The 26,868-nt window shown below is 41.5% G+C and carries 17 protein-coding genes, 1 tRNA gene and 1 riboswitch; of the genes, 7 read left to right on the forward strand and 11 right to left on the reverse strand.

The window, feature by feature from the left end; genetic code table 11:
- The first annotated feature begins 231 nt into the window (after positions 1-231).
- The 6 genes from P2W73_RS00005 to P2W73_RS00030 all read left to right on the forward strand — a co-directional run bounded on the left by P2W73_RS00005 (position 232) and on the right by P2W73_RS00030 (position 16,777).
- Positions 232-4,365: a hybrid sensor histidine kinase/response regulator transcription factor gene (locus P2W73_RS00005; protein WP_276499910.1), complete on the forward strand. Its 4,134-nt coding sequence runs from the start codon at positions 232-234 to the stop codon at positions 4,363-4,365.
- Positions 4,366-4,812: 447 nt separating this feature from the next.
- A complete protein-coding gene (locus P2W73_RS00010; protein ID WP_276499911.1) occupies positions 4,813-7,932 on the forward strand; it encodes a SusC/RagA family TonB-linked outer membrane protein in 3,120 nt (1,039 codons plus the stop codon).
- A 19-nt stretch (positions 7,933-7,951) separates the two neighbouring features.
- Entirely contained in the window at positions 7,952-9,643 is a 1,692-nt protein-coding gene (locus tag P2W73_RS00015) for a RagB/SusD family nutrient uptake outer membrane protein (RefSeq protein ID WP_276499912.1), read from the forward strand.
- Between the two features lie 258 nt (positions 9,644-9,901).
- Positions 9,902-11,419, forward strand: coding sequence for a glycoside hydrolase (locus tag P2W73_RS00020; RefSeq protein ID WP_276499913.1), 1,518 nt, complete (start codon positions 9,902-9,904; stop codon positions 11,417-11,419).
- 35 nt (positions 11,420-11,454) lie between these two features.
- A complete protein-coding gene (locus P2W73_RS00025; RefSeq protein WP_276499914.1) occupies positions 11,455-14,874 on the forward strand; it encodes a VCBS repeat-containing protein in 3,420 nt (1,139 codons plus the stop codon).
- Between the two features lie 61 nt (positions 14,875-14,935).
- The gene (locus tag P2W73_RS00030; RefSeq protein WP_276499915.1) at positions 14,936-16,777 is read left to right on the forward strand and encodes a glycoside hydrolase family 35 protein; all 1,842 of its coding nucleotides are present in this window, start codon (positions 14,936-14,938) and stop codon (positions 16,775-16,777) included.
- A gap of 96 nt (positions 16,778-16,873) precedes the next feature.
- Here P2W73_RS00030 and P2W73_RS00035 read toward each other — a convergent pair.
- The 11 genes from P2W73_RS00035 to P2W73_RS00085 form a co-directional block, all read right to left on the reverse strand.
- A tRNA-Arg gene (locus tag P2W73_RS00035) sits at positions 16,874-16,945 on the reverse strand.
- Between the two features lie 56 nt (positions 16,946-17,001).
- Entirely contained in the window at positions 17,002-17,577 is a 576-nt protein-coding gene (locus tag P2W73_RS00040; protein WP_276499916.1) for a MarC family protein, read from the reverse strand.
- Positions 17,578-17,706: 129 nt separating this feature from the next.
- Positions 17,707-18,300, reverse strand: a complete 594-nt coding sequence (gene cobC, locus P2W73_RS00045; RefSeq protein ID WP_276499917.1) for an alpha-ribazole phosphatase — start codon at positions 18,298-18,300, stop codon at positions 17,707-17,709.
- Positions 18,297-19,115, reverse strand: coding sequence for an adenosylcobinamide-GDP ribazoletransferase (locus P2W73_RS00050; RefSeq protein ID WP_276499918.1), 819 nt, complete (start codon positions 19,113-19,115; stop codon positions 18,297-18,299). Before P2W73_RS00050 ends, cobC begins: the two co-directional genes overlap by 4 nt.
- Before the next feature lie 22 nt (positions 19,116-19,137).
- The gene (cobT, locus tag P2W73_RS00055; RefSeq protein ID WP_276499919.1) at positions 19,138-20,226 is read right to left on the reverse strand and encodes a nicotinate-nucleotide--dimethylbenzimidazole phosphoribosyltransferase; all 1,089 of its coding nucleotides are present in this window, start codon (positions 20,224-20,226) and stop codon (positions 19,138-19,140) included.
- A gap of 30 nt (positions 20,227-20,256) precedes the next feature.
- Entirely contained in the window at positions 20,257-21,009 is a 753-nt protein-coding gene (locus tag P2W73_RS00060; RefSeq protein ID WP_276499920.1) for a Dph6-related ATP pyrophosphatase, read from the reverse strand.
- Between the two features lie 3 nt (positions 21,010-21,012).
- Entirely contained in the window at positions 21,013-21,519 is a 507-nt protein-coding gene (locus tag P2W73_RS00065) for a bifunctional adenosylcobinamide kinase/adenosylcobinamide-phosphate guanylyltransferase (RefSeq protein ID WP_276499921.1), read from the reverse strand.
- Entirely contained in the window at positions 21,516-21,731 is a 216-nt protein-coding gene (locus tag P2W73_RS00070) for a cysteine-rich CWC family protein (protein WP_276499922.1), read from the reverse strand. The genes P2W73_RS00065 and P2W73_RS00070 overlap by 4 nt, the downstream gene beginning before the upstream one ends.
- Positions 21,718-22,662, reverse strand: coding sequence for an ABC transporter substrate-binding protein (locus tag P2W73_RS00075; protein ID WP_276499923.1), 945 nt, complete (start codon positions 22,660-22,662; stop codon positions 21,718-21,720). Before P2W73_RS00075 ends, P2W73_RS00070 begins: the two co-directional genes overlap by 14 nt.
- Before the next feature lie 71 nt (positions 22,663-22,733).
- Positions 22,734-23,312 carry a DUF6580 family putative transport protein gene (locus P2W73_RS00080; RefSeq protein ID WP_276499924.1) on the reverse strand — a complete coding sequence of 193 codons (579 nt, stop codon included), beginning with the start codon at positions 23,310-23,312 and terminating at the stop codon, positions 22,734-22,736.
- 64 nt (positions 23,313-23,376) lie between these two features.
- Positions 23,377-25,266 carry a TonB-dependent receptor plug domain-containing protein gene (locus tag P2W73_RS00085; RefSeq protein ID WP_276499925.1) on the reverse strand — a complete coding sequence of 630 codons (1,890 nt, stop codon included), beginning with the start codon at positions 25,264-25,266 and terminating at the stop codon, positions 23,377-23,379.
- Between the two features lie 104 nt (positions 25,267-25,370).
- A riboswitch (cobalamin riboswitch) is annotated at positions 25,371-25,578 on the reverse strand.
- A 154-nt stretch (positions 25,579-25,732) separates the two neighbouring features.
- On the opposite strand from P2W73_RS00085, the gene P2W73_RS00090 reads away from it, so the two are divergent.
- Positions 25,733-26,857, forward strand: coding sequence for a sensor histidine kinase (locus P2W73_RS00090; protein ID WP_276499926.1), 1,125 nt, complete (start codon positions 25,733-25,735; stop codon positions 26,855-26,857).
- Positions 26,858-26,868: the final 11 nt, after the last annotated feature.

Below are 26,868 nucleotides of genomic sequence, written 5' to 3' on the forward strand. Positions count from 1 at the left end.
TCTATTACCTTAGCAAAACAAAAACTGCTGAACAACTTAACTCCAGCAGCCTAAACTTTTATATCCTGACCCTATAAAACTGAAAAGAAAAAATCCTCAACTGTCGGATTAAATACTAACTATTACAGATAAACTGATAAAAAAATCAATATCTCCCTGGGACAACAGTAGTTTGCTTCCGAATTATTGATTTTTCCCTATTTTACATCCTGCTTGTTGAATTTGTTGTCTATGTGTTTGCCAGCCCTTTGTCGCTATTTAACTGTTGTCGTTTCGGTTTTATTTTCCTGTCAACTCAAATCCCAGGATGTACAGGTAAAGTATTTAGGTATTGAAAACGGTCTTTCCAATAATGTGGTGAACTCCATTTTCCAGGATCATAATGGCTTTATGTGGTTTGGAACATATGATGGATTAAACCGTTATGATGGTTACAGTTTTAAAACCTATCGGAATGTTGTGGGCGACAGCACATCATTGAGCTCTAATAATATTAATGTAATAGATGAAGACGCAGGCCATCGGCTCTGGGTGGGTGGACAGAAGGAGGTTAACATTTTTAACCCGGTTACCTCAACTTTTTCTACGCCATCTTACTCTTTTTATAAAGGAAAAACTACGCAAAGACTAAACGATAATGTAATTGCTCTTTCGGTAACGGATGCGGGAAAAACACTGGCAGGCACACAACATAACGGCCTTTTTTATTTTTCGGATGCGAATGTGGGGCGGCAGATTCCATTAAAGTGGAAAGGAAAAGATGTTTTGAATTACTATGTATCTGCAATCAACTATGATAAACGAAAAGGGGTGGCCTATGTGTTTGTACAGGATTATGGATTGTATGAATTCAATTTCAAAGACGGTTCACTTCGTTTAAAAAGTGATGTGCTGCGTTACGCTAATTGTTTAAAAGCTATCGGCAATGAAAAGTTGTGGCTTGGCAATGACTGGGGACTTTATCTATTTGATGAAATTACGAATCGCTTTTCAGAAAGTTATGTTTCATACAGAGGCCCGGTTGTGAGTCTTTGTGAGGATAAAAAAGGAGTCCTGTGGATCGCAACAGATGGAGCAGGTGTATGGTTGCTGGAACATGGAGAAACAAAAGCGAAACCCTTGCAACCTGCCAACGACGATGGCAAATCGCTGATCAACAGTAACTCCGTTTATGCCGTGTGTGAAGATAAAGAAGAAAGAAAGTGGATTGGAACATTGCGGGGCGGGATAAATATTGTGGAGCCGGCATCTCCATTTAAAAAAATTGTTTACCAGCCAGGTGATAATAATGCTTCAGTAAAAAACTTCATCTTTTCTTTTTGTGAAGATGAACCCGGGAAAATTTGGATTGGCACAGATGGCGCCGGGCTTCGTTATTGGAATCGTTCCACTAATACCTATCAAACGTTTGAACATGATGAAAAAAATCCGGGTTCTATCAGCAGCAATTTTATCACCAGTATTATAAAAGATAAACAAAACAATGTATGGTTCTCCACCTGGTTTGATGGCATTAACCGGTATAATCGTGCAACAAAATCTTTTGAACGCTTTAAATGTTTCAATTCAAAAACGAAAGGGGTTAATAGTAACATTTGGCGGTTGGTGGTTGATTCAAAGGATAGATTATGGGCCTGTGCCGTAAGAAGCGGAGGCTTGTATCAGTTTGATTACCGGTTAAAACAATTTGTTGAGTTTGATAATAGTTTGTCTGAATTGCAGGCTCTTGCGGAAGACCGTAGCGGTACTCTTTGGGGCGGCGATTATTCTGCGTTAATAAAGATTGATACACTGACTAAAAAGCACACCTATTATAAAGTGGGCTATCCCATACGTTGTATATATGAGGATAAGAAAAACAATTTTTGGGTAGGAACCCAGGAAGGCGGGCTGATGCTCTTCGATAAAAAGACCGGCCGTTTTGAGCGATACACTACTAATGATGGTCTTTCCAATAATACCGTGCTGCGTATGCTGGAAGATGAACAAGGTAATATATGGCTCAGCACGTACAATGGACTATCCAAGTTTAATGCGCAAAAAAAAGAGTGGCAGAATTTTTACCAGTCTGATGGTCTGCAAAGCAATCAATTTAGTTTTAACGCAGCCCTGGCGCTTCAAAGCGGGGAGTTCATTTTTGGCGGTATTAAAGGGTTTAATATTTTTTATCCCGGTAATGTTTATAGCAAAAGCGTGTCACCCGAAATATTTCTTTCAGGTCTTCGGGTCAACAACAGCCCGATTGCAAAAAATGAAGCCTTTGTAAAAGAAAGAGAGTTGGAGAAGATCAGGCGCATCGTTATTCCCTACGACGAGGCTTTGCTTACACTGGATTACCTGGGCTTGGATTATTCAGATGTATCCAACATCAATTATGCGTATCAGTTAAAAGGATGGGATAAACATTGGAACAATGTAGGTAATAGCCGGACAGCCAATTATTCAAATTTGCAGGAAGGTGATTATATTTTTGAAGTAAAGGTGAGCAACAAAAGAGGGGCCTGGAGCGAGCCATATGATTTACTCCATATAACGGTGTTGCCACCCTGGTACCGGACCTGGTGGGCCTATTGTATCTATTTCCTGGTTGTAGCAGGTGTCTTATATTTTTATACGTTGTATAAGAGCCGCCAGGCCCGTTTGAAATACCAGATCCAGCTAGCCAACGTGGAAGTGCAAAAGGAGAGGGAACTGAATGAAAAAAAGATTGCGTTTTTTACTAACGTGTCGCATGAGTTCCGCACGCCCTTGTCGCTTATTATTAACCCGATTAAAGATTTATTACATAAAAAAGATAGCAAGGCTGAGACAAGAGAGTTGCGCATCGTGTACCGCAATGCAAGACGCTTGCTAAGGTTGGTAGACCAACTTTTACTATTTAAAAAGGCAGAACAGGAAATAGGCAGGCTAAATCTTAGTAACCAAAATATATATGCGCTTTGCAGGGAAGTATTCTTTTGCTTTTCAGAACAGGCACGATCGAGAAAAATCAGCTATGAGCTGAGATGTGATGTTAAGGATATCATGATAGAAGCGGATCGGGAAAAAATTGAGATCGCATTGTTTAATATTTTGTCTAACGCTTTTAAGTTCACACCTGATGAAGGTTCTATCATTTTCACGATAGAGGAAGATAATGAAAAAGTAAAAATTAGTGTTTCCGATACCGGGCAGGGTATTCCGGCCGAAGAAGGGCAAAAGCTTTTTGAGCGTTTCACTCAATTGAAGAGTGCAAATAATAAAGCGGGGTTTGGTATTGGACTTTACCTGGTCAGGAATTTTGTTGAAGCCCATGGAGGATCCGTATCGTTTAACAGCGGGGAAGGCAGGGGCACCACTTTTCATATTAGTTTGAACAAGCTGCATGTAAACGAGGTGGTGGCTGATAATGTCACGGCGGTAATGGAAACTCGTAAGATTGATCAAAAAATCGATTTTTCGAATGCGGAGATCCCATCGACGGCAAAACCAGTTTCTTCTTTATTAAACGAAATGTCAGAAGATCCTGCAGAGCAGGAAGAAAGCCAAACCAATTCTGTGGTTATCCAGGAGCTGGCTACTGAAAAACAGACATTGCTTATTATAGATGACGATCAGGAAATCAGGCATTACCTGGTTAGTATCTTAAATGACCAATACAAGATACTCCAGGCAGATGACGGCGTCAAAGGACTGAAGCTGGCGAAAGAACATTTGCCCGACCTGATCATAAGTGATATTGTGATGGGGGGATTGGATGGCTTGGATCTTTGTAAAACAATAAAGGAAGACAGCTCCTTAAACCATATCCCGGTTATATTACTGACAGGTAGCTCGTCCGATGAAATGCAACTAAAGGGAATGAATAAGGGAGCGGATGATTTCATTAAAAAACCCTTTGATAAGGATATTTTAATGGCCCGTGTAAGCTCCATTTTAAAAAGAAGAAATATCCTCCAAAGCTATTTCTATAATGAAGTAACCCTGGGATCGGCGAAATTTAAAGTTTCTGTTGAATACAAGGAGTTTATCGAGAACTGTATGAGGATCATTGAAGAGCATTTGCTGGATGATGATTTTTCGATAAAGGTATTGGCGACGGAAATGGGTATGAGCCATTCGAACCTGTACAAAAAGATAAGAGCGGTATCTGGTCAGTCGCTCAATAGTTTTATCCGCTTTGTACGTTTAAAAAAGGCGGCTGAGCTTATGATCAGCACGGAAATGAATGTGAATGAAACAGCAACCATGGTTGGGTTTCAAAGTATAAAGTATTTCCGGGCACAGTTTTATAACCTATTTGGATTAAATCCTTCCGACTATATAAAGAAGTTCAGAAAGCCATTTCATAATAACCAGACCTTAGATCATAGCGTAAGGAAATAATCCTCCGAAATTGTCAAAATAGCAGTTACTTCCAAAAGTTACATAGTGATCCGAACAGTTTGTTCTTCCAAAAGGGATGGTATGGCAATGTTATTATTCGCTATAAAATCTCATGATCGGGACAGCTATGATTTTCCTCTTTTTAATTTTTAATACGAGAATAAGCCTCCTTTTACGCCCAATCAAAGGACAAATCTTCAGCCTTTATGTTTAAAATTCAGAATTTGTACCCCTTTTTTGGATAATCAGGAACCCAGGTTAACTGATAGTGCAGTCTAAATTTGGTTTTGTATCACTGATATCAGCCAGGAGACGGTAGCAGGTTAGGGAGGATCTTCATTAGATAATCAATGACTCAATTTTTGAAACTCTGACATACTGTCGCTTCTTTTCCTACAAACTGCTCTGGCTTTTATCTCCATTTTTAATTTAAAACACGACTGCAAAATGAATTGCTTGCCAACGAATGAGAAAGACGCCGTTGCGTCACCCCGTAAGCACAAACAGATACCGCTTATGCTCTGTTTGTTTTTGTTTTCCCTCTTATCCCTTTCAGCATTTGCACAAATTAGCGTTACCGGACGGGTAACTTCGGGCGACACTTCCCTGGCGGATGTAACTGTACAGGTAAAAGGCGAGTCGACGGGCACGTCCACCAATGCGGAAGGAAGATTTTCGATTACTGTTCCTCCAAAGGGTATTCTTGTATTTTCCCATGTCAATTATGGCGCAACGGAGATGGCGGTGAATGGAAGAACTACGATCAATGTTGAACTGACGCCTCTCAGCTCTACGCTTACTGATGTAGTGGTGGTTGGTTATAACAGCCAGCGCAAAGCAACACTGACAGGATCTATTTCTACTGTGAAAGGACAGGAACTTGTAAAAAGCCCGCAGCCCAATGTATCCAACTCGCTGGCAGGGAGATTTTCCGGTATGACCATCAACAACAGGACTGGTGAGCCGGGCTATGATGGTTCGGCCATTTATATACGCGGATTAGCTACCACCGGCAACAATGATGTGCTGATCGTAGTAGATGGAGTGCCTGGGCAAATTGGTGGTTTGGAACGTCTCAATCCAAATGATATTGAAAGTCTCACTGTACTGAAGGATGCATCGGCAGCTATTTATGGAAGCCGCGCCGCGAACGGAGTGATATTAATTACTACGAAGCGTGGTCGCTCAGGTAAACCCATGATCGCGGCAAGCTTTAACCAGGGCTTTTCGTCTCCTACACGATTGCCAAAGATGGCGGACGCTGTAACCTATGCCGCTATCATGAATGAGATCGCTTATTACACCAGTCAAGGCGGTGGTATGAACCAGCAATATTCTGCGGCCGAGCTTCAAAAGTTCGCAGACGGTTCCGATCCCTTAAATTATCCTAATACTGACTGGGCAGATGTGACATTAAAAAATTCAGCACCACAAAGCCAGGCAAATATATCTGTAAGTGGTGGTTCAGAAAATATCAGGTATTATGTTTCTGCTGGTGCCTTGTACCAGGATGGTTTGTATAAAAATGGCGCTACAAAGTATAAACAATATAGCTTTCGCTCAAACATTGATGCCAATATTACCAAAGATTTCAAAGTAGGCTTATACCTTTCAGGCCGTGAAGAGAACCGGCAATTTCCCATTGCGTCCGCGGGCAGCATTTTCCGTTCTATCTACCGTGCATACTCTATTATTCCCGCTTTTTTCCCGAACGGGCTTCCTTCCTACGGAATTGAAGGATCAAACCCGCCGGTGATGGCAACCGATATTGGTGGTCTGAATAAGAATCCAACACAGGTATTTAACGGCATTTTGAAAGGTAGTTATAATATTGCGCCCGTTAAGGGATTATCCATTGATGGTTTCTTAGCTATTGATAAATTATGGTCTTTCGGTAAAGCATTTTCCCAGCCGTTTATCTTATACAAGTATGATAGGACTACTGACGTTTACAGCAAACAGATAATGGGCGGCGCCAATGGGTTGGCCACATTAAGTGAAACTCAAAGAAACCAATCACAAACTACGGCAAACATTAAATTGAATTTCAAGAGAGGTTTTGGTGGCCATAACATCGACGCTTTTGTGGGTTATGAGCAAAGTGAATATAAAGCAGAAGAATTTGGTGCTTACAGGGAAAATTTTCCAACAACGCAAACACCCGAACTGTCGCAAGGAGGTGCGGCCGCTGCTGATAGGAATAATTACGGAGGTTCTTACCACTATACAAGAAAAAGTTATCTCGGGAAACTGGGTTATAACTACCACGATAAGTACCTCGCCGAAGTGCAGATGCGTATAGATGGGTCATCTATATTTCCTAAAGGAAATCAGTATGGTTATTTTCCATCCGTATCAGCGGGATGGCGCATTTCCAAAGAATCTTTCTTTAATGTAGGATTTATCAATGATTTGAAATTGCGGGCTTCTTATGGTCAACTCGGCAACGACAATGTTGAGTTGTTTCAATACCTCAACAACTATAGCTTGAATAATCAATTGGTATTAGGCAGCAACGTTGTATCTGGTATTGATCTTACTAAATTGGCCAATGAAAAAATCACCTGGGAAACAGCTAAAAAGACCGATATAGGATTGGAAGCGGTGTTTTTGAAAAACTTTTTTATTGAATTGATCTATTTCCAGCAAAAGCGTTCGGACATTCTGGCGAAAAGAAACGCATCCATTCCTTTGGTGTCAGGTATTGTAAATCCGGTTGGGTCGACTTCGCTTGTACCTGACGAAAACATTGCTAAAGTAAATAATAAAGGTTTTGAAGCAACATTGGGTTATAACAATAAAACCCGTAATGGATTTAGCTATGGAATTTCCGGGAATTTCACGTTTGCAAGAAGCAAGGTCAAATTTGTTGATGAAGCATCCGGTATGTTAGAGTACCAGCGGCGGACAGGTCATCCGTTAAATACCATTCTTTTATACAACGCCATTGGCATTTTCCGCACGACGGATGATTTGAGTAAGTATACACAGGTGAATGGTAACGCCAACAAACTTGGTGATTTAATTTACGAGGATTATAATAAGGATGGCAAGATTTCACCAGATGACCAGGTGAGAACCAAGTATGGTAACATTCCTGAAATCACATACGGCGTTATGTTGAATGCAGGATATAAAAACTTTGATATCGTCGCTGTTTTATCCGGACAGGCACATGTTACTCAATATGTCTTACCGGAGTCAGGTACTATTGGTAATTTTTATAGTAGTTGGGCCGATAACAGGTGGAGTCCAACCAATACAGCCGGCACTTACCCAAGAGTAGATACCAGGGCCTCGGCTTCTGTAAATGGTGGATTATATAACAATACGTTCTGGTTGAATGACGCTTCTTTTATCCGTTTGAAAAATGTAGAGTTGGGTTACAATCTTTCACCCGAATTGCTGAAAAGAACGAAGATGGAAGGATTCCGGGTTTATCTTAATGCATTCAACCTCTTCACTATTACCAAAGTAAAAGATTACGATCCGGAAGGAAGTAACGGCAGTGGACAGTTTTATCCTCAGCAGCGCATTATTAATGTTGGAGTAAATGTTTACTTCTAAACCAATTAAAACGGCAATTATGAAAAAAAGATTTTTCTATACTATAATTATCTCAACAGGACTGTTTTCAATGGTATCCTGTAAAAAAGACCTTCTTGATGTAAAGGCAACAGACCGTATATCAGAACAAGCTTTATTGGGTGATTCATCCCTGTTCGAAAAATTTGTTACCAACAGGTATATCGGTGTAAGACTCCAGGATAAAGAAGGTGACGGAACCAATCCAGGTTTTGGAAGAGGATTTGAATATGCTATGTGGAGCTCAATCACTGATGAATCTATTTATAACAATGATGATAATACCTGGTTAATTCAAAGGGGGTTGTTGGCTCCTGAAAATACCGGCATAGCAGGCACCATCTGGGGAAGAAGTTACCGCAGCATCCGCGAATGTAATTTCGCATTAGCCACTCTTCCCAGCGTGGAAATGAGCGAGGACCATAGAAAGCTGTTGAAAGCTGAGCTGCAATTCATCCGTGCTTTCCGTTATCACGATCTGATCAGAAATTATGGCGGCGTGGTATTGATGGGTGATATGGTCTATAACTTAAGTGATAACTTACAGGATGAAGCGCTTTTCAAAAGAAGTTCAATCAAAGAATGCATAGATTATGTGATGAATATACTGGACGCTGCGGCAACTAATCTTCCAAAGGATAATAGTGGCACATGGGCCGTAGGGAGGGCTACGAAAGGCGCTGCACTCGCTTTGAAATCACGGTTGGCTTTATATGCTGCCAGTCCTTTATATAATAGTGGCACATGGGCTGATGCCGCAAAAGCGGCGCAGACTGTAATAGATTTAAATAAATATAGTTTGTACACCGGAGGTTATGGCAATCTATTTTTAGATGCCAATAATAATGAAACCATTTTTGCACGACTGTATACCAAAAATGCAGGTCATACCCACCTGGAAATCGCCAATGGACCTAATGGCTATGGTGGATGGGGTGGAAACCTTCCATTGCAAAACCTGGTGGACGATTATGAAATGAACAATGGAAAGCCGATCACTGACCCTACATCAGATTACGATCCGCAGGATCCATATACCGATCGTGATCCGCGTTTTTATGCAACGATATTATATAACGGTGCTACCTACAGGGGCAGAGCTCTTGAAACATTTACCCCCGGTGGTAAGGACAGTAGAGATGGTGCAGACAACTGGAACACTTCTAAAACTGGTTATAATCTAAAGAAGTTTATGAATGAAGCCTATCCTTTGCAAAACCCATGGGGCAATGCAGGCTTCCAGCCCTGGTATTATTTCCGCTATGCGGAGATCCTCCTGAATTTCGCGGAAGCAGCTAACGAAGTTGGCGGACCGGATGCGATTCCGGCAGGTTCTACCTTATCAGCACGTGCAGCTGTCAACATGGTCAGAAGCAGGACTGGCGTAAATATGCCTCCTGTTACGGCCGCGTCGCAGAGTGAAATGAGAGCAGCGATCCGCAATGAGAGAAGAATAGAACTGGCATTTGAAGAACATCGTTTTTATGATGTACGCAGATGGAAGATCGCGGAAGAGACGGAGAGCAAACCAGCATTAGGAATTAGTATCACCAGGAACGGTAGTACATTAACCTATGCCAATAAGGTAGCCCTGGATGGTCGGGCCTTTAATCCACGCATGTATTGGCTACCCATTCCAAGAGCGGAAATACAGGCTTCGGGAAATAAGATTCAACAGAACACAGGTTATTAATCGTTCGTTTCATAAAGCAAGCAGTTAAGCAGAATCTCCCTGGTAATATAGCCCTGGCCGAAAAGCCGGGGCTAATACCGGGAGTATGAAACTTAATGAAAAACCAGAACACGGATAACACGGACCTGCCTGACGGCAGGCAGGTTTGAGAGATTTACACGGATTTCAATCGTAAATTTTTACTTGAATGTTCATCTGTGTAAATCCGTTTTATCAGTGTCAATCTGTGTCCCATCTGTACTGCGCAAAAAATAATTTATGATTTTAAAATATCTCTGGTTTTATATTTTCTTTCTGTCCTGTTCCCGCTCAAAGACAACTGAGGCTCCTGCTTCTGTTTCTGTTCAGATCCAGATCAATGAACCAAAGACTGCACAGACCATTCACAACTTTGGGGCATCTGATGCATGGGCTTGCCAGTTTGCAGGCAACTGGCCCGATGAGAAAAGAAATGCCATTGCCGATTGGCTGTTCAGCATGGACACTTTGTCGAATGGAAATCCCAAAGGAATTGGCTTAAGCATGTGGCGGTACAATATTGGTGCGGGCAGCGCCAACCAGGGAAATGCAAGTGGTATTAACGATGAATGGCGAAGAGCCGCTTCATTGATTGATAATACGGAGTTAAATCGCATACAGGCCCAAAACTGGTTTTTGTCAGCAGCAAAAGCAAGAGGCGTAAATCAGTTCCTGGCATTTTACAACAGTCCGCCTGTTGAGTTAACCAGCAATAACAAAGCATTTGCCAGCAATGGTGTTTGCAATATCGAGGATAAAAACTATAGTTTGTTTGCCAAACATGCGGCAAGTTCTATACAACAAATAGAGAGTAGCACAGGCATACGTTTCAATTTTTTAAGCCCCGCTAATGAACCACAGTGGGATTGGAGTGATGGTGGACAAGAGGGGTGCCCTTACACCAATACAGAGCTAAGCAACCTGGTAAAAAGTTTCAATACAGAATTAGCCGGCCAGAACCCAGACATAAAAATCCTGGTGCCTGAAGCGGGTCATTTGAAATATTTTTTATCCAACAGCGATAAACCGAACAAGGATAACCAGGTGAATACTTTCTTTGATCCAAGTTCAACTTTATACATCGGTAATCTTTCATCTGTTTATCCCGCGGTGGCCTCACATAGTTATTTTTCTACATCGCCTGCTACAGAAGCTATTGACCTGCGGAAAAAAGTAAATGATGTTATTAAAGCCAGAACCAATCTTCAAGTTTGGCAAAGCGAGTATTGCATTTTAGGCGACAATGCGGGTGAGATCAATGGAAGTGGCCGGGACCTGGGTATGAGTTCCGCAATGTATATCGCCAAAGTAATACAGCAGGACCTGGTTTGGCTAAATGCCTCCGCCTGGCAATGGTGGCTGGCTGTTTCTCCTTATGACTATAAAGATGGTCTCGTTTATATTGATAAGAACACGACCGATGGCAATTATTATCAAAGCAAGATGTTATGGGTTTTGGGAAACTATAGCCGGTTTATCCGCCCGGGCATGATCAGGGTTGAGTCATCCGTAAATGATGCTGATCTGCTTGTTTCCAGCTTTAAAGATCCAACGAGTGGCAAACTCGTATTGGTAATCGTGAATTTAGTCGCCACTGATAAACCAATAACGCTGAACAAGACAAACAGTACGATTTCAGGATCGCAACAGCTTACCACCCATACGACCAATGACTTGAAAAATCTTGAGAAAAAAATAATTAAGGCAAGTGATTTAGTTGCTCCTGCCCGAAGTGTGATGACAGTGATTGTTGATTGATTCACCCTACAACTAAAAAGAGCAGTAAAGTAATTATGCGGGATACACAATTTATTTGTTTTGAAAAAGTGTCAAGTGGAAAAAAGTTGATTCGAAAAATTGCGTTTCGGATTTTTATAGTTTTCATTATTTACTTCTTTTTTACTGGCTGCACATCATCTTCATTGCAGCAATTCACTGATGTTTCTGCAAGCAGCGGTATTCGTTTTAGTAATCAAATAACCGAAACGGAAGATCAAAACATCTTCACTTATGAATACATGTACAATGGCGCGGGGGTTGCTGTAGGTGATGTAAACAATGACGGGCTGCCGGATATTTTCTTTACGGCTAATCAACTTCCCGATCAACTCTATCTGAATAAAGACAATCTGCAGTTCGAGGACATTACTAAATCTGCAGGTGTGGAAGGTAAGTCAGGCTGGAAGACGGGTGTATCGATGGCAGATGTGAACGGAGATGGGTTGTTGGATATTTACGTTTGTTATTCAGGGAATGGACAACCGCAGAACCGGAGCAACCAATTGTTCATCAATAAAGGTGTGCATAATGGTATCCCTGTTTTCAAAGACGAAGCCGTTGAATACGGTTTGGATGCTCCCGGTACCAATAGCACACAGTCGCTTTTTTTTGATTGTGATCGTGATGGTGATTTGGATATGTTCCTGCTCAATCACGCCACTATGTTTTACTCACCGCTTGTAAATACCTATAAGTTGCGACACAAGCGGCATCCCTATTTCAGTAATTATTTATTTCGCAATGATGGCGGCCATTTTACCAACGTTTCTGATTCATCGGGAATAGCAGGAGGTGGAAACAATTTTGGTTTGGGCGTGGTGGCGTCTGATATCAATAATGATGGATGGCCCGACTTATATATGACCAATGATTATGAAGAGCAGGATTTTCTCTTACTCAATAACCAGGATGGAACGTTTAAAGAAGTTACTAAAGAGGCATTAAAACATATTTCCAAATACGGGATGGGTTGCGATGTAGCCGATTGCAATAATGATGGACTCATGGATATTATAGTGCCTGATATGTGGCCTGAGGATAACTATCGTCAAAAAGTATTGCGTGGCCCTGATGAATACGATAAGTACAACATACTGGTCGATAGCGGTTATATGCATCAGAATATGCGGAATACGTTGCAGTTAAATGATGGTAATACTGAAAATGCTTTACCACGATTTTCAGAGATAGGACAATTAGCAGGTATTGCTAACACAGATTGGAGTTGGGCATCCCTGTTTGCTGACCTCGATAACGATGGCAATAAAGACCTTTACATAACAAATGGTTTCTGGCGGGATTATTCGAACATGGATTTTCAAACCTACCAGGTGCAGGAATTCAGAAAATTGTATGGCTTTAATGCTCCGCTATGGCAACTGATAGATAGCATTCCGCAGACAAAGCTTTCGAACTACGCCTTTCATAACAAAGGAGATCTTACTTATGAAAATGTAACCGCACAATGGGGATTGCATACTTTGAATGTATCCAACGGTGTTGCGTATGCTGATTTGGACAATGATGGCGACCTGGACCTTGTGGTAAATAATATGGGTGAACGGGCCTCGGTTTATCGCAACAATAATCTTACCGGTGGAAATTATCTCAACATTCAGTTGAAAGGTATTGCAGGAAATACATACGCAACAGGCGCCCGTGTTGATATAGAGACATATACAGGACAACGGCAGACAGTAGAGCAGCAAACTGTGCGTGGTTATCTTTCTTCCGTATCACCGATACTGCATTTTGGTTTGGGACGAGATTCCGTAATCAATACGTTAACTATAAGATGGCCAAAAGGGAACTATACCGTATTGAAAAATATAAAAGCCAATCAAACGATAATTGTTGATGAGGCGATAGCCAATAAGGATAGTGCGGCTATTCATCAAGATAGTTCTCCGTTCTTTCAAGACATTACAACGACTTCAGGAATTGATTTTTTTCAAACAGAAAATGAATTTGTTGATTTTAAACATGAGTCATTGCTTCCCTGGCAATTATCAAAGCAAGGACCTAAAATGTCGAAAGGAGATGTAAATGGCGATGGGCTTGAAGATGTTTTTATAGGAGCCCCCAGGAAGGGCAAAGCATGTCTATACCTGCAAACGCAAAACGGCCAATTCAAATCCGCCGCTTCGCAGCCCTGGCAACAAGAAAATAATTGCGACCAGGTGCAGTCCATTTTCTTTGATGCAGACAATGATAAGGATCTTGATCTGTATATCGTGAATGGAGGAAATGAAAATGAAGATAGAACGGCCTACCAGGATAAGCTTTACCTGAATGACGGTAAAGCCGGTTTTAAACTATCCGCGGACGCATTGCCGGCTATGCATACTTCCAAAAGCTGCATATCAGTAGCTGATTATAACCGGGATGGTAAGCCTGATATTTTTGTTGGTGGCCGGGTTGTGCCAGGCGCATACGGTATCACGCCAATATCTTATCTCTTGCAAAATCAATCAGAGAAAGGTGTGGTGAAGTTTGCAGATGTTACTGTTTCCGTAGCACCCTCGCTGCAGTATGCAGGTATGATCACTTCAGCCGTGTGGACCGATTTGAATAAGGATCAATTGCCTGATCTGTTGATTGCCGGTGAGTGGATGCCCGTAAAAATATTTATTAATAAAGGAGACAAATTAAATGAGCAAACAAACGATTATGGTTTGCAGGAATCGAATGGCTTGTGGACTTGTATAATACCTGTGGATGTTGATAATGACGGAGACGAAGACTTTTTGTTAGGTAATCTTGCGCCCAACACGCAGTTTAAAGCATCAGCGAAGGAGCCAATGTCTTTATATGTGAATGATTTTTTTGGCTTAGGTAAGGTCACGCCCCTGGTTTTCTACTATATCGGCAGCAAATCTTACCCGTATGCTTCTCGAAATGAATTGTTGGAAGACATGCCCATGCTTAAATCCAAATTTTATTACTATAAAGACTATGCGGCAGCAGATTTCAATACCATTTTTACTTCAGGTCAACAGAAAGGAAAACTGGAATTAAAAGCCAATGAATTGGGTAACTGCTGGCTTGAAAATACCAGTGATGGCAAATTGCTGTTGCACCGCTTACCTGTGGCGCTACAGTTTTCACCCCTGCAGGGAGCGGTTAGCCTTGATGTAAACAATGACGGCGTAAAAGAAATTTTTACTGTAGGAAATTTTTATCCATTTAGAGTTCAATTGGGAAGAGAAGATGCAGGTAAGGGTAGTTTGTTGCAATGGGATAAGATGAAACATCAGTTACTGGTATCCAACTTACCTATGGGTATCCATGCTGATGGTGATGTAAGAGATGTATTGACTGTGCAAACAAGCAGGCAAGAGCCGGTAATTATCATTTCAAAAAATAATGACCGTGTGCAGGTAATCAAAACTATAACGAAACAAAAAGACGATACTAATAGAAGTGAAGACTAAGTATAAATGTTGCGTTAGTTCAGTCAACTAATATTAACCTACCTATCTAAACAGAAACAATATGAAGAAGTTTATTTCATTGCTGACCTTTACACTTTTTCTTTTCATCAATCTTTCTGCCCAGCAGGCATCGCATACATTCAAGCTATCTGATTCTGTTTTTCTATTGGATGGGAAGCCATTTCAAATAATATCCGGCGAAATGCATTATCCAAGAATACCCAGGGAAGCATGGAGAGATAGAATGAAGAAAGCGAAAGCAATGGGGCTGAATACCATTGGCACTTATGTTTTCTGGAATATTCACGAACCGCAACAGGGTGAATATGATTTTAAGGGTAACAATGATATTGTTGCTTTTGTAAAAACAGCGCAGGAAGAAGGACTTTGGGTGATCCTGAGACCAAGCCCTTATGTATGTGCTGAGTGGGAGTTTGGGGGCTATCCTTATTGGTTGCAAAATATAAAAGGCCTGGAAGTAAGAAGCAAGGAATCGCAATATCTCAAAGCGTATAGAAATTACATCATGCAGGTAGGAAAGCAGTTGGCTCCTCTGCAGGTAAATCATGGTGGTAATGTGTTGATGGTGCAGATTGAGAATGAGTACGGTTCCTATGGCGCTGATAAAGAATACCTGGATATAAACAGGAAAATGTTTATTGAGGCAGGCTTCGATGGTATACTGTATACCTGCGATCCCGGGCCGGCTATCAAAGATGGTCATTTGCCCGGTTTTTTACCTGCCATCAATGCTGTGGATAATCCTGAGAAAGTGAGAAAACTTATCAGTCAGAATCATAATGGTAGGGGCCCTTTTTTTATAGCAGAATGGTATCCGGCATGGTTTGATTGGTGGGGCACAAAGCATCATACCGTACCGGCTGAATCATACTCGGGCAAATTAGATACCGTATTACAAGCCGGTATATCTATCAACATGTATATGTTTCATGGCGGCACGACAAGAGGCTTTATGAATGGCGCTAATTACAATGATAAAAATCCTTATGAGCCACAGATCAGCAGCTATGATTATGATGCGCCGCTGGATGAAGCAGGTAATGCAACAGCTAAGTTTTTAAAATTCAGGGAAGCCATCGAAAAAAATTTACTGCCCGGAGAGAAGTTACCGGAAATTCCAAAAGCAAAACCTGCCATTGCTACCGCCCCCGTCATTTTTACCAATACAACTTCGGTTTTTGATTTGCTTTCAAAACCTGTTTCCCATTCCACACCACTTACATTTGAAGATTTAAAACAAGCCTATGGATATGTACTATATCGCACCACTGTCAATGGCAATGGCAGATCAAAGCAGTTATTAAAGATTAAAGATCTGCGTGATTATGGTATTGTATTCATTAACGGTAAACGTGCAGGCATATTAGACAGGCGCTTATACCAGGATAGCTTATTGGTTGATAAGCCCAGGGGTAAAGTCCAAATTGATATTCTTGTTGAGAACATGGGAAGAATAAACTTCGGCCCTTATTTGCTGAAAAACAAAAAGGGTATTACGGAAAAAGTATTGCTTGATGGAAAAGAAGTAAAAGACTGGAAAATGTATCCTCTTCCTTTTGATGATATTAATACTCTTAAATCAAAAGCCTTCTCTAAACCGGGAGCAGGTATACCCGTAGTAAAGAGAGGTTATTTCACGATCGATCAATCAGCAGACACCTATCTTGATTTTTCCAACTGGGGCAAGGGTGTTGTGTGGGTGAATGGTCACAACCTGGGCAGATACTGGGAGATCGGGCCACAGCAAACAGTATATGTTCCGGTTGAGTGGTTAAAGAAAGGCAGGAATGAGATCGTGGTATTTGAATTGATCAAGCCGGGGCAAAAGCTGTTGCAAGGGGTGGAAAAACCAATACTCAGTACCTTAAAAAGGTATCAATAGTTCAGTCGAAGTAGTTTCGGCAAGCCCTATAAAATCATCGAAGAAAAAGAAGCAACAGCGGTAACCGGCCGATTGCCGTTTAACGTCCTGTAGTTGTAGCCTCGACAGGAATCGAACCTGTATCTGGAGCTTCGGAAACTCTTATACTATCCATTGTACTACGAGGCCAGGTTGGGTTTGGTGTTGGATTTTGCGTGCCTAAATCTTTTAATCCTAAGAACTTATCATATCAACCCGGGTGCATTGCTGGCGAATATTTTCACCGCAATGGCGAGCAATATTACGCCAAAAAATTTTCTTACAGCAAGTAATCCTGCGGGGCCCAGCAGGCGGGCAATTGCTCCCAGTGATTTTAAAACAATATAAATAATCACCAGGTTCATTAATATAGCGATCAACAGGGTCGTTTCGCCGTAGTTGGCTTTTAACGACATGATAGTAGTCAATGTACCCGATCCTGCTATTAAAGGAAAGGCAATGGGCACTACAGTCGCTGCTTTTATATCTTTTTCACTTTTAAAAAATTCAAGGCCCAATACCATTTCGAGTCCGAGAATAAATATGACTATCGAACCACCCACAGCAAATGATCGTACATCCAGGCCCAATATCTTCAGTAGAGGTTCACCAATAAATAAAAAAAGAGCCATCAACCCACCTGAAATGATCGTGGCCCTGGCTTCGTTTATGCCACCCATTTTTTGTTTCAGTGAAATGAGGATGGGGACTGAACCGATAATATCAATAACGGCAAACAAGGTAAAAGTAACAGTAAACAGTTCGCTGAAATTTATCGGCATGTAGAAAATGTTTCAGCAAATATAATGGGCTGCTGTTAACATACATGCGGCATGCATTCAGGGAATTGTTATTTCGCCGGAGAATTATTCAGCCCGTTACTGTTATTTGCTGCTATCAAAAAAAGTTATTTAGGCTGGCCGGTGTTGTTCAATCGCAGAAGGAATATTGGAAAGTATTTCATGTTGATAGTCGCTGTTGTGTAACATAATTTTTACAACACAACCATAGTGTATTTTGAAAATCGAAAATGAATCAATCAGCGGCGTACGGGTGACATAGGATAAAATACTTCTTATCACACCGCCGTGTGTGAATATAGCAGCAGGCTTTTTCTGACTTACAATACTGGTAAAACAATTGACTGTTCTTTCGTATAACTGCACATAACTTTCACCGCCGGGTACCTGCCTGTTTACAAAATCATTCATCCAGGGATCTAATTCTTCTTTTGCTATATCATCCCAGTTTTTTAATTCCCAGTCGCCGCAATGCAGTTCTTTCAAATCATCATCCAGCATCAATTCATGGTGTGGAAATAAACAGGATGCCAGTTTGTGGCAGCGTTGCAGCGGGCTGCTGTACACCTGCTGAATACCGGCGGGTAAAAAGCGGCGAATGATGGCGGCTTCATCCTGAAAAGAAGAAGTGACGTCCAGGTCGGCCTGTCCATAACAAATTCCTTTAATGACTGCAGGCGTAGTATGGCGTATCAAATAGATCATAGCAGACAAGTTAACCAGTATTTATTGAGGATAACGATGGATAGCAAAAAAGTTATTTCTGTTACCTGCTGCACGGCGCCAAGACAATCTCCCGTATAGCCGCCGATCCATTTTTTAAAAAATTGCGCCAACAAAAAAGAAACAAGGATCATTGGTGCTATACTTGCCAAATATGGAAGCGGTAAAAAAAGCATAGGAACCAGCATCACCAGGAACGCAAACAATATTTCAACAAAACGGAGTTTGGCGGAGGCCAGCGGTTTGGATTTGGAAATATCTTCCTGGAAGACGTAAGAGTAGTTTTGGATCAGCAACAATGGCATCCACCGGCTGGCCGTGTGTGCCGCTATGATGACAAGTGCAGGGTATGAAAATTTTTCTAATGAAGATAAGTGCCAATTGCTATTGGTGATTTGCAGGGCGATATGAACCAGGAGAAAATATTTCAGCAACAGTATCATGATCAAACCGGCTACGCCAAAAGTGCCCAGCCGGCTGTCTTTCATAATGGTGAGAATTTTTTCTTTGGTCCATCCGCCACCGAAACCGTCACATGAATCCGCAAAACCATCTTCGTGAAAGGCTCCCGTGGTCACTAATCCCGCAATAATGCAGAGGACTGCGGCGATAGGAGTGGAAAGAAAATTTCCGGCTGCAAATGTTAATCCGCAAATGATGCCTACAACCCAACCAATCATCGGAAAATACTTAGCCGCTTTTTGAAGATAGTCGGGGTTGTGATCAGTGGTCTTAGGTACAGGCAGCCTTGTAAGAAACATAAGCGCTGTAAAAAAAATGCGAAACTCTTTTTTCATGAATATTCAAATGGTCTTTATGTTATTCTTTGTTACTAACGCCAGCCGTTTCAAAACTTGCCATCTCATTTAAAAAATTAACGGATGACTGGATCAAAGGAATGGCCAATGCAGCGCCGGTGCCTTCGCCCAGGCGCATACCAAGCTGCAGCAAGGGTTTTGCATTCAAAAAATTCAACATGACCCGATGACCGTTCTCGTCTGAACAATGGGCAAAAACAAGCCCCCATTTGTTAAAGGGGGGTAGGTCCGTATCATTTTCACCCAGTCCTTTTGCTATCACTAAAGCTGCAGTGGAAATAAATCCATCCACCACTATAATCATTTTTCTTTTAGCGGCTTCCAGGTAAGCCCCCGCCATCATGGCTAATTCAAAACCGCCAAAAGTTTGCAGCACATTGAGCATTGAACTCCCGATAGCTATCGGGAGAACATTGAGCATTGAAAATTTCTCTTTCACCTTCTTTAACGTTTCTATTTTCGTTTTCAATTGTTCCTCATTCACACCTGTTCCTCTGCCTGTACATTCTTCAATGGACATTTGAAGAACAGCACTCATGATCAGCGAAGCAGAAGATGTATTACCAATACCCATTTCACCAAAGCCTATGCAGTTGCAACCCGACTGATGAATAGCTGCAACAATTTCTTTCCCCTTCCCGATGGTCCTGTTAACTTCCATTTCTGTCATAGCCGGTTCCTCCAGGTAATTTTTTGTACCATAACCAATCTTTGCATTGATAAAGTTTGAGTTGCTGATGGTATTGTTCCAGTCAAAGTTTACCCCCGCATCTACAACTTTCAATGCAATATTATTTTGCCTGCAAAAAACATTGATAGCTGCGCCACCGTTTAAAAAATTCAGTACCATCTGTGCTGTCACTTCCTGGGGATAAGGATTTACCAAACCGGTTTTAGCGATTCCATGGTCACCGGCAAAAACAACAATATGCGGGTGGTTGATTTGAGGATTCAGTGTTTGCTGTATGGATCCCACCTGCAGGGCAATTTCTTCCAGTCTTCCCAGCGCACCCAGCGGTTTTGTTTTAAGGTTGATCTTATGCTGCAAAGCTTGCTCAAGACTTGCTGTTGTTGATTCTGCAGGAGTCATTTTTTAAATGGTTTTTGTGATAACTGTTGATCATTCATCTTTTGGCAGCAGGTCGCAAAAATAAAAACCGTACTGTGACGCTTGGTTCATAGGATTGCAGCTATCCTGCGTATTTTTCGGCGCTTCATATTTCCGATAAACTATTTCCCCTTTTGTAAAAGCTATGGGTTGTTTAAATATAGGACCGTCAAATACAAAGGAATGGTATTCTCCGTTTTCGCCGCATACATCCACATTGGGCGGCAGGTCCCTTACAAATGATTCATCGATCAGGCGGCCACAAAGACTTTTGTCCAGGAATTTTTCATTTACACAAACAATGATGGCTTTAAAACCAAGCGCTAAAAATTCCTGCATCAGTTCTTTTGTATCCTTTTTCCACAGGGGGAAGAGGCAGGAGATATCCAGTGATTGCAATTTTTCTTCGCGGTATCGTTTCAGGTCTTCCAGGAAAATATCGCCGAAGATGGCATGCGTAAAGCCTTCGCTCTTTAGCTGCTGCACTTTTGTTGTCATCAGTTCTTCGTATTCATCCATGCCCGGTTGTTCCGGCAATTCAATTTTGTGTAAAGGCAGGCCGATAGATGCAGCCTGCTGATCAAGCAATTCATTTCTTACGCCATGCATCGAAATACGGTTGTGCACTTTGTTTACACTTGTCAGTAATGCCTGTACCGGTATTTTTTGTGCAAATGCATAATGAAGGCAAAGGCTTGAATCCTTGCCACCACTCCAGTTCATGTATCCCTTAATCCCCTGAAGGGGGAATGAAAAATCATTCATTTCTTAACCTTTAATCGTTTGTGGAATGCCGGATACCATGAACACTACTTTTCCTGCTTTAGCTGCCAAATATTGATTGGCCCATCCCTGCAGGTCGGTAAATTTTCTGCCGATGTCGGTATCGGCATGTACGCCCATCCCTATTTCATTGCTGATGATAATAAAGGTGCCGGGTTTTTCATACAGCGCATCAATTTGGTTTTTAAATAAGCCGAGTGATGAATCGATATTGTTTTTGGTATCTATAAAAAAATTAGTGAGCCATAGCGTTACACAATCGATAATGCATGTTTTATTTTCAATCGGTAGTTCGCTTACATTTCTTTGCTCTTCATAGTTGATCCAGCGTTCATCTCTTTCGGTTTGATGACGCTTCACTCTTTTTTCAAAGTCATCATCCCATATTTTAGCGGTGGCAATATAAACAGGGTTATTGCTTAGAGATAAAGCCAGTTGTTGCGCATAGCTGCTCTTGCCGCTCCGGGCGCCGCCCGTGATCATCCATATCATTTCCAATACATTTTTTCTTTGAACATCCTATAACGATTCTTTAATTCCAGCAGGCAATCCCTGCAAAGACAATCATTGTATTTTTCGCCGATAAATTTTTTCTCTTCTTCAGTAAAAGAGATGCCGCTGCATTGGCACTCGTTTACATTGCCCACCTTGCATTCAAAACTGCGGCCACATCGCGGGCATTTCTTTTCTTCATGCTTGCACATGCAATTGTTGTGTTTGAAATAAAGGAGAATATTTTTGTTGCAGATGCGATGGTACTGAAAACAAACCGGGATGGAATAATGCGGCTAATAGTTCGATGCCATCTACCAGCGTGGAAACAGAAGGTTGGGTAAACAGATCGTAATCGGCGAGATATACTTGTTGTGTCTGAACGGCTATCAATTGTCCCCATCCTTTTTTTTGCGTAAGTAGTCGCATTTCTTCTTTTGTCCTTTCAACTTCAAAGCCGCAGGGGGCGATCACCAATACTTCAGGGTCATATTTTACTATTTTTTCCCAGGCTGTTACAATAGAGTGGCCCGCAGGGTTACTTAGCATATCAATACCACCGGCCTGGGCAATTTGAAAAGGTATCCAATGACCGCAGTTATAGACTGGTTCTATCCACTCCAGCAACATTACTCTTTTCAATGGCATTTGGTTTAGCCGCAGGCAATCCAGTATATGAGCTGTTCTTTTTTGCAATGAAGAGAGGTATGCATAGGCCACTTCTTCTTTTCCCATAGCTGTTGCAATGGTGATGGCCGTTTTAAAAACATCAACAAGATTGTTTGGCGAAAGGGGTATGAGTAGCGGTTGTTTCCTTAGCTTAGCCACAGCAGTGGCCGTACAGGCGGTATCAATCTGGCAAACCTCACATACATCCTGTGTAAAAATTATATCGGGTTGAATCACCTGCAGCAATTCCTCATCTACATAATACAGACTTTTGCCTTGCGCCTTGCTTGCTGAAAATATTTTGTCAATTTCAGTGCTGGAATAATTGTTTCCTTCCAGTACACATCTTACTACTTTATGTTTTTCCTGGCGTGCGGGAAGTGGACACTCAAATGTTACCCCATGCAGCTGATTTTGCAAGCCCATGTCGTAGATCATTTGCGTAGCTGCGGGAAGAAATGAACAAACTTTCATGATGAATGAGAAATGAAGTTGGAAAAGGACAGATTTCTGATTTCCGATCTCCGGCTTCTGATTTCAATAAATCAAATTGTTTTTGTCTGCAATGCAGTGTACCTCTGCTTCATCCATTCAAATACTCCAAACATCACACCACTATACAATAAAGTACCGATAAGAAAATTTCTTTCATACGGAATGGCGGCTACAAGGCTGGTGTAATAACCGGCCCAGGTTTTTGGGTACATGCTTCCTTCTAATAGTATACAGGCAGGACTGGTAACGATCCAGTGAATGAATACTGTTGCAATAGAAGCAATCACAATATTTTTAATAGTTATTTTTTTCAACAATATTTTTCCTGTTAATACCATCAGGGCGAAAGCAGCGTATGTCCAGTACCAGCCGCTGTACATGATGCCAAACTTACCCTGGTGTACAACGGTGTTAATAACAATATCACTTGCTAACAAGGTCAGCAGGGGAAACGCATAGGCCTTCCAGTTTTTTTGAAAATAAGCACCGCCAAATAAGGCCATCGCACCAATAGGCGTGAAGTTGCTTAAGGGGCTCAGTGTGGCCGCACTGGGTATACGCATAGCCGCCGCGGCTATCATCAACAGTAGCAGAACGATAAAGCGGGGGTTGATCTTTTGAAGTGACATAGCGATTGATTTTATTGAAAGTGAAAAAGAAACAGGCTTCTCATTCTGAAGCCTGTTCAAGTTACTATAATTTAAAACTAATACCACCCATTACATTAAATCCCTGTGTGCTGTACCCATACACTTCCTCGTAGTCCGCATTGGTGATATTCTTAAAGTCAACAAATAATTTTAGCCTGTTTGTCACCACAGCATATTCTGCATAGGCACTCCACAAAAGATATTTTTTCAATATTACCGGAACCTGGTCGTACGTAATCATATCAAAATAGATATCAGTTCTTTTGCTATAATTATAGAGGTTGGTGCTTACAAACAATTTAGGAGTAACTTGGTAGCCCACATTAATACCAAAAGAATGTTTCGGTCTTCTTAGCAGGTTGAAATAGGATGTGTCTTTGCCCGCAATATTTGTAGTTACTTCTCCATCTGTAAAAGCGTAATATAATTTTAGGTGGAGGTCCTTGTTGATATGAAGTGTTGGCTCTATTTCTATACCATGATCTTTTTGCTTATTAAGATTAATATAGCTGAAGGCAGGGCCATAGGCAATCACATCTTTTATATTCCTTGAAAAATAAACTACCCTTGCATCTAATTTATTATCCAGCAAAGAAACCTGGACACCCCCTTCATAGGTTTTAGATTTTTCAGGTTTCAAATCAGGATTGGAGCCCCATTGTCCATACAATTCGCTCAATGTGGGTGCTCTGAACGCCGATGCTACATTTAGAAATAATTTTACTTCCTCGTTTAGAAGATAAGAAGGATTAACGCTATACGTAAAGTGGTCACCAAATTCCGAATGATTATTGTAACGGCCACCTATTTCCAAATTGAAACCACGAAGATTTTTTACAAACAAAGAAAGATAGGGACTGGTGATGTTGAACTTTGGATTTTTGGGATTGGCATTAGTGTCAAGTGACTGTTGGTTGCGGTAATCGACGCCAGCCAATAACTGGAAATGTTCCTCCAGGTTTACATGGCCATACAATTCTGCGCTTTTACTTTTTCCTTCAAACGGAAAACCAGAATAATTCCGGGAGATTTCATCATAACCATATTGTGCCACTACAGCACCCTTGCTGAAATTATATTGTGCAGCCGCACCAGTAGAAAGCAGCGATGATTTGTATTTGTTGGGAGCATCAGCAAAAGAACCGTCGTCATAGTCGCCTTTATAAAAATTATAACGGAAATAAGGTTTGATATGAAGACCTTCGATCACTTCGCCATCTATGTTCAGGTACAAACCATTTTGAAGAAACCCGTCCTTATCAAATGATTTTGCTTTCGTGGTATCTTTTGCTTCAGAGATCCCTTTTGTTTCGTGGTGCACAAAGCCAATATTGTAAGAGACTTTATCAGCATTGCCACTCAATCCGGCATTGCTCTTAAATGTACCAAAAGAACCACCGGAAAAATTTCCAAACAGTTGGGCCGGCTTGTCGGCACCTTTGCGGGTAATGATATTTATAACACCGGCGATGGCGTTAGAACCATATAAAGTTGATTGGGCGCCTTTTACTATTTCAATACGTTCGATTTGTTCGATCGGGAAAAGGCGAAGATCAAAAGCGCCACCAACACCTGAAGGATCCGTAACCGGCACGCCATTTATTAATATAACTGTGTAATCATTTTTGGCGCCGCGAAGAAAAACGGATTTGTCTTTGCCCGGGTTGCTGGTAGCGCCATTGATCACGATGCCGGTCTGCTCGGTAAGTAACTGCGCCAGGTCCTTTCCCATACTTCTGTCCAGTACTGCACGGTTGATCACTGTAACCACTTTGCCGGTTTCCGATGCTTTTTTAGAAAATTTGCTGGCGGTAATGATTACCTGGCTTAATGATTTGTACGTACTGTCTTCTTCCTGACTTGTGGGGACAAGTTGCGCAAATAGCCTGCTGCTGATACTGATCGCAGCCACTACCAAAAATTTCTTTTTCATTTTTTAAAAAAAATTTGTGTGACTGCTTCCGAGAAAATAAAGAGATAGAAATATAAATGTCCTGCGACTTTTACATTTCAAGCCTTTCACCCGAAAGCATTGAATGATTGTTAACTGGCCTGGCAGGTCTTCTGGCTCACCCCAACCTAATTGCCTTCCCGTGTAAAAAACAGTGGCATCCAGAATTAGATTTCCTAACTCCCCTTTAGGGGTTAGGGGGTTTACAGCTACGGGGATAGCACCGGACTTTCACCGGGTTTCCCTTTTAATCCCGATCATTTACATCGGGAAACCAAACCGGCGGCAAATGTAGGGAGAGTAAACTGTTATGCAATCAGAAATATTTCAAGCTGCTACCGCGATTGCTTTTATGTTTTGGCCATCGTAGTTTGTCTTTTCATCCATACAAAATCCCCGCATACCGATACATTCAGCTATTTTTAAGGCAAAGCATGTTTTTTTGTATATGATCCAGTCAAAGAGCTACACGATTGTTACTCATATTGCCGCCTGGATATTATTTCTAAGCTTGCCTGTGTTATTTGTCACTAGTCAATCGGGTTATAGCGGCATACTATCGACACTCGCTTCACCCAATACCTGGCTATTTTTTATTACTTATATTTTTATTTTTTATCTCCATAGCTGGTGGTTGATACCAAAGCTTTACCTGAAGAAAAAGTTTTTTCTATACGCAAGCTCGTTATTTATTTTATTGATCTCGGTATGGTTGCTGAAGCCTTTTGACCGCATGGTGAGTGATCGGGGGCCGGATACCGGGTTGGAGATGCCGAATCCCGGGCCGCCACCATCACCTGTCGATGACTTCAAAAGACCACCTCCCATGAGGCAGCCCGGCGATAAGCCACCGGGTTCACCAATGAATACAAGGGGTTTGCAAAAAATAGATGTGGTCAGCATATTTTTTTACTTCACCATCCTGGCCATGAGTATGGCCATACAGGTCCGGGTAAGATTGCGGGCAACTGAGCAAAGGGCGTTGCAGGCAGAAGCGGATAAAGCGAATGCTGAACTATCGTTTTTGAAGGCACAGATCAATCCCCATTTTTTGTTTAATACGCTGAATAATATTTATTCATTGGCAGCTTCTAAAAGCGATGATACGGCTGAAAGTATTTTGAAGCTTTCCAATATCATGCGCTATGTCACGGATGATGTGCGGGAGGAGTTTGTGCCATTAGAAAATGAAATGGATTTTATCAGGGACTATATTGACCTTCAGCGATTGAGGCTTGGTGATAAAATGAATGTCAATTTTATAGTGTCAGGTAAAATTGCCGGTAAGAAAATTGCACCGCTTATCCTGATGACATTTATTGAAAACGTATTTAAGTATGGTATCAGTAACCGCGAACCTTCCGCCATCGATATTCAATTAACAGTTGATGATCAGGCTATCCGTTTCTATTGTAGTAACAAGTTGTATGAAACCCCGCGCAATGTAGAAAGCACAGGAATTGGTATTGAAAATACCCGGCAGCGCCTTGAACATTTATATGCTGGAAAATATGACCTGTCAATAGACAAGACAAACTGCAGGTTTTCAGTACAATTAACTTTGCCTGGTTAAAATTGCAATTA

It is taken from the genome of Terrimonas pollutisoli, assembly GCF_029360765.1.
Classification (GTDB): domain Bacteria; phylum Bacteroidota; class Bacteroidia; order Chitinophagales; family Chitinophagaceae; genus Terrimonas_B; species Terrimonas_B pollutisoli.

Coding starts and splice junctions, on each gene's coding strand:
- P2W73_RS00040 (WP_276499916.1), bottom strand. CDS start 17,577: ATGCCGATAAATTTCAGCGAACTGTTTACTGTTACTTTTACCTTGTTT.
- P2W73_RS00020 (WP_276499913.1), top strand. CDS start 9,902: ATGATTTTAAAATATCTCTGGTTTTATATTTTCTTTCTGTCCTGTTCC.
- P2W73_RS00030 (WP_276499915.1), top strand. CDS start 14,936: ATGAAGAAGTTTATTTCATTGCTGACCTTTACACTTTTTCTTTTCATC.
- P2W73_RS00080 (WP_276499924.1), bottom strand. CDS start 23,312: ATGTCACTTCAAAAGATCAACCCCCGCTTTATCGTTCTGCTACTGTTG.
- P2W73_RS00025 (WP_276499914.1), top strand. CDS start 11,455: ATGCGGGATACACAATTTATTTGTTTTGAAAAAGTGTCAAGTGGAAAA.
- P2W73_RS00085 (WP_276499925.1), bottom strand. CDS start 25,266: ATGAAAAAGAAATTTTTGGTAGTGGCTGCGATCAGTATCAGCAGCAGG.
- P2W73_RS00005 (WP_276499910.1), top strand. CDS start 232: ATGTGTTTGCCAGCCCTTTGTCGCTATTTAACTGTTGTCGTTTCGGTT.
- P2W73_RS00010 (WP_276499911.1), top strand. CDS start 4,813: ATGAATTGCTTGCCAACGAATGAGAAAGACGCCGTTGCGTCACCCCGT.
- cobT (WP_276499919.1), bottom strand. CDS start 20,226: ATGACTCCTGCAGAATCAACAACAGCAAGTCTTGAGCAAGCTTTGCAG.
- P2W73_RS00060 (WP_276499920.1), bottom strand. CDS start 21,009: ATGAATGATTTTTCATTCCCCCTTCAGGGGATTAAGGGATACATGAAC.
- P2W73_RS00090 (WP_276499926.1), top strand. CDS start 25,733: ATGATCCAGTCAAAGAGCTACACGATTGTTACTCATATTGCCGCCTGG.
- P2W73_RS00015 (WP_276499912.1), top strand. CDS start 7,952: ATGAAAAAAAGATTTTTCTATACTATAATTATCTCAACAGGACTGTTT.
- P2W73_RS00050 (WP_276499918.1), bottom strand. CDS start 19,115: ATGAAAAAAGAGTTTCGCATTTTTTTTACAGCGCTTATGTTTCTTACA.
- cobC (WP_276499917.1), bottom strand. CDS start 18,300: ATGATCTATTTGATACGCCATACTACGCCTGCAGTCATTAAAGGAATT.
- P2W73_RS00065 (WP_276499921.1), bottom strand. CDS start 21,519: ATGATATGGATGATCACGGGCGGCGCCCGGAGCGGCAAGAGCAGCTAT.
- P2W73_RS00075 (WP_276499923.1), bottom strand. CDS start 22,662: ATGAAAGTTTGTTCATTTCTTCCCGCAGCTACGCAAATGATCTACGAC.
- P2W73_RS00070 (WP_276499922.1), bottom strand. CDS start 21,731: ATGTGCAAGCATGAAGAAAAGAAATGCCCGCGATGTGGCCGCAGTTTT.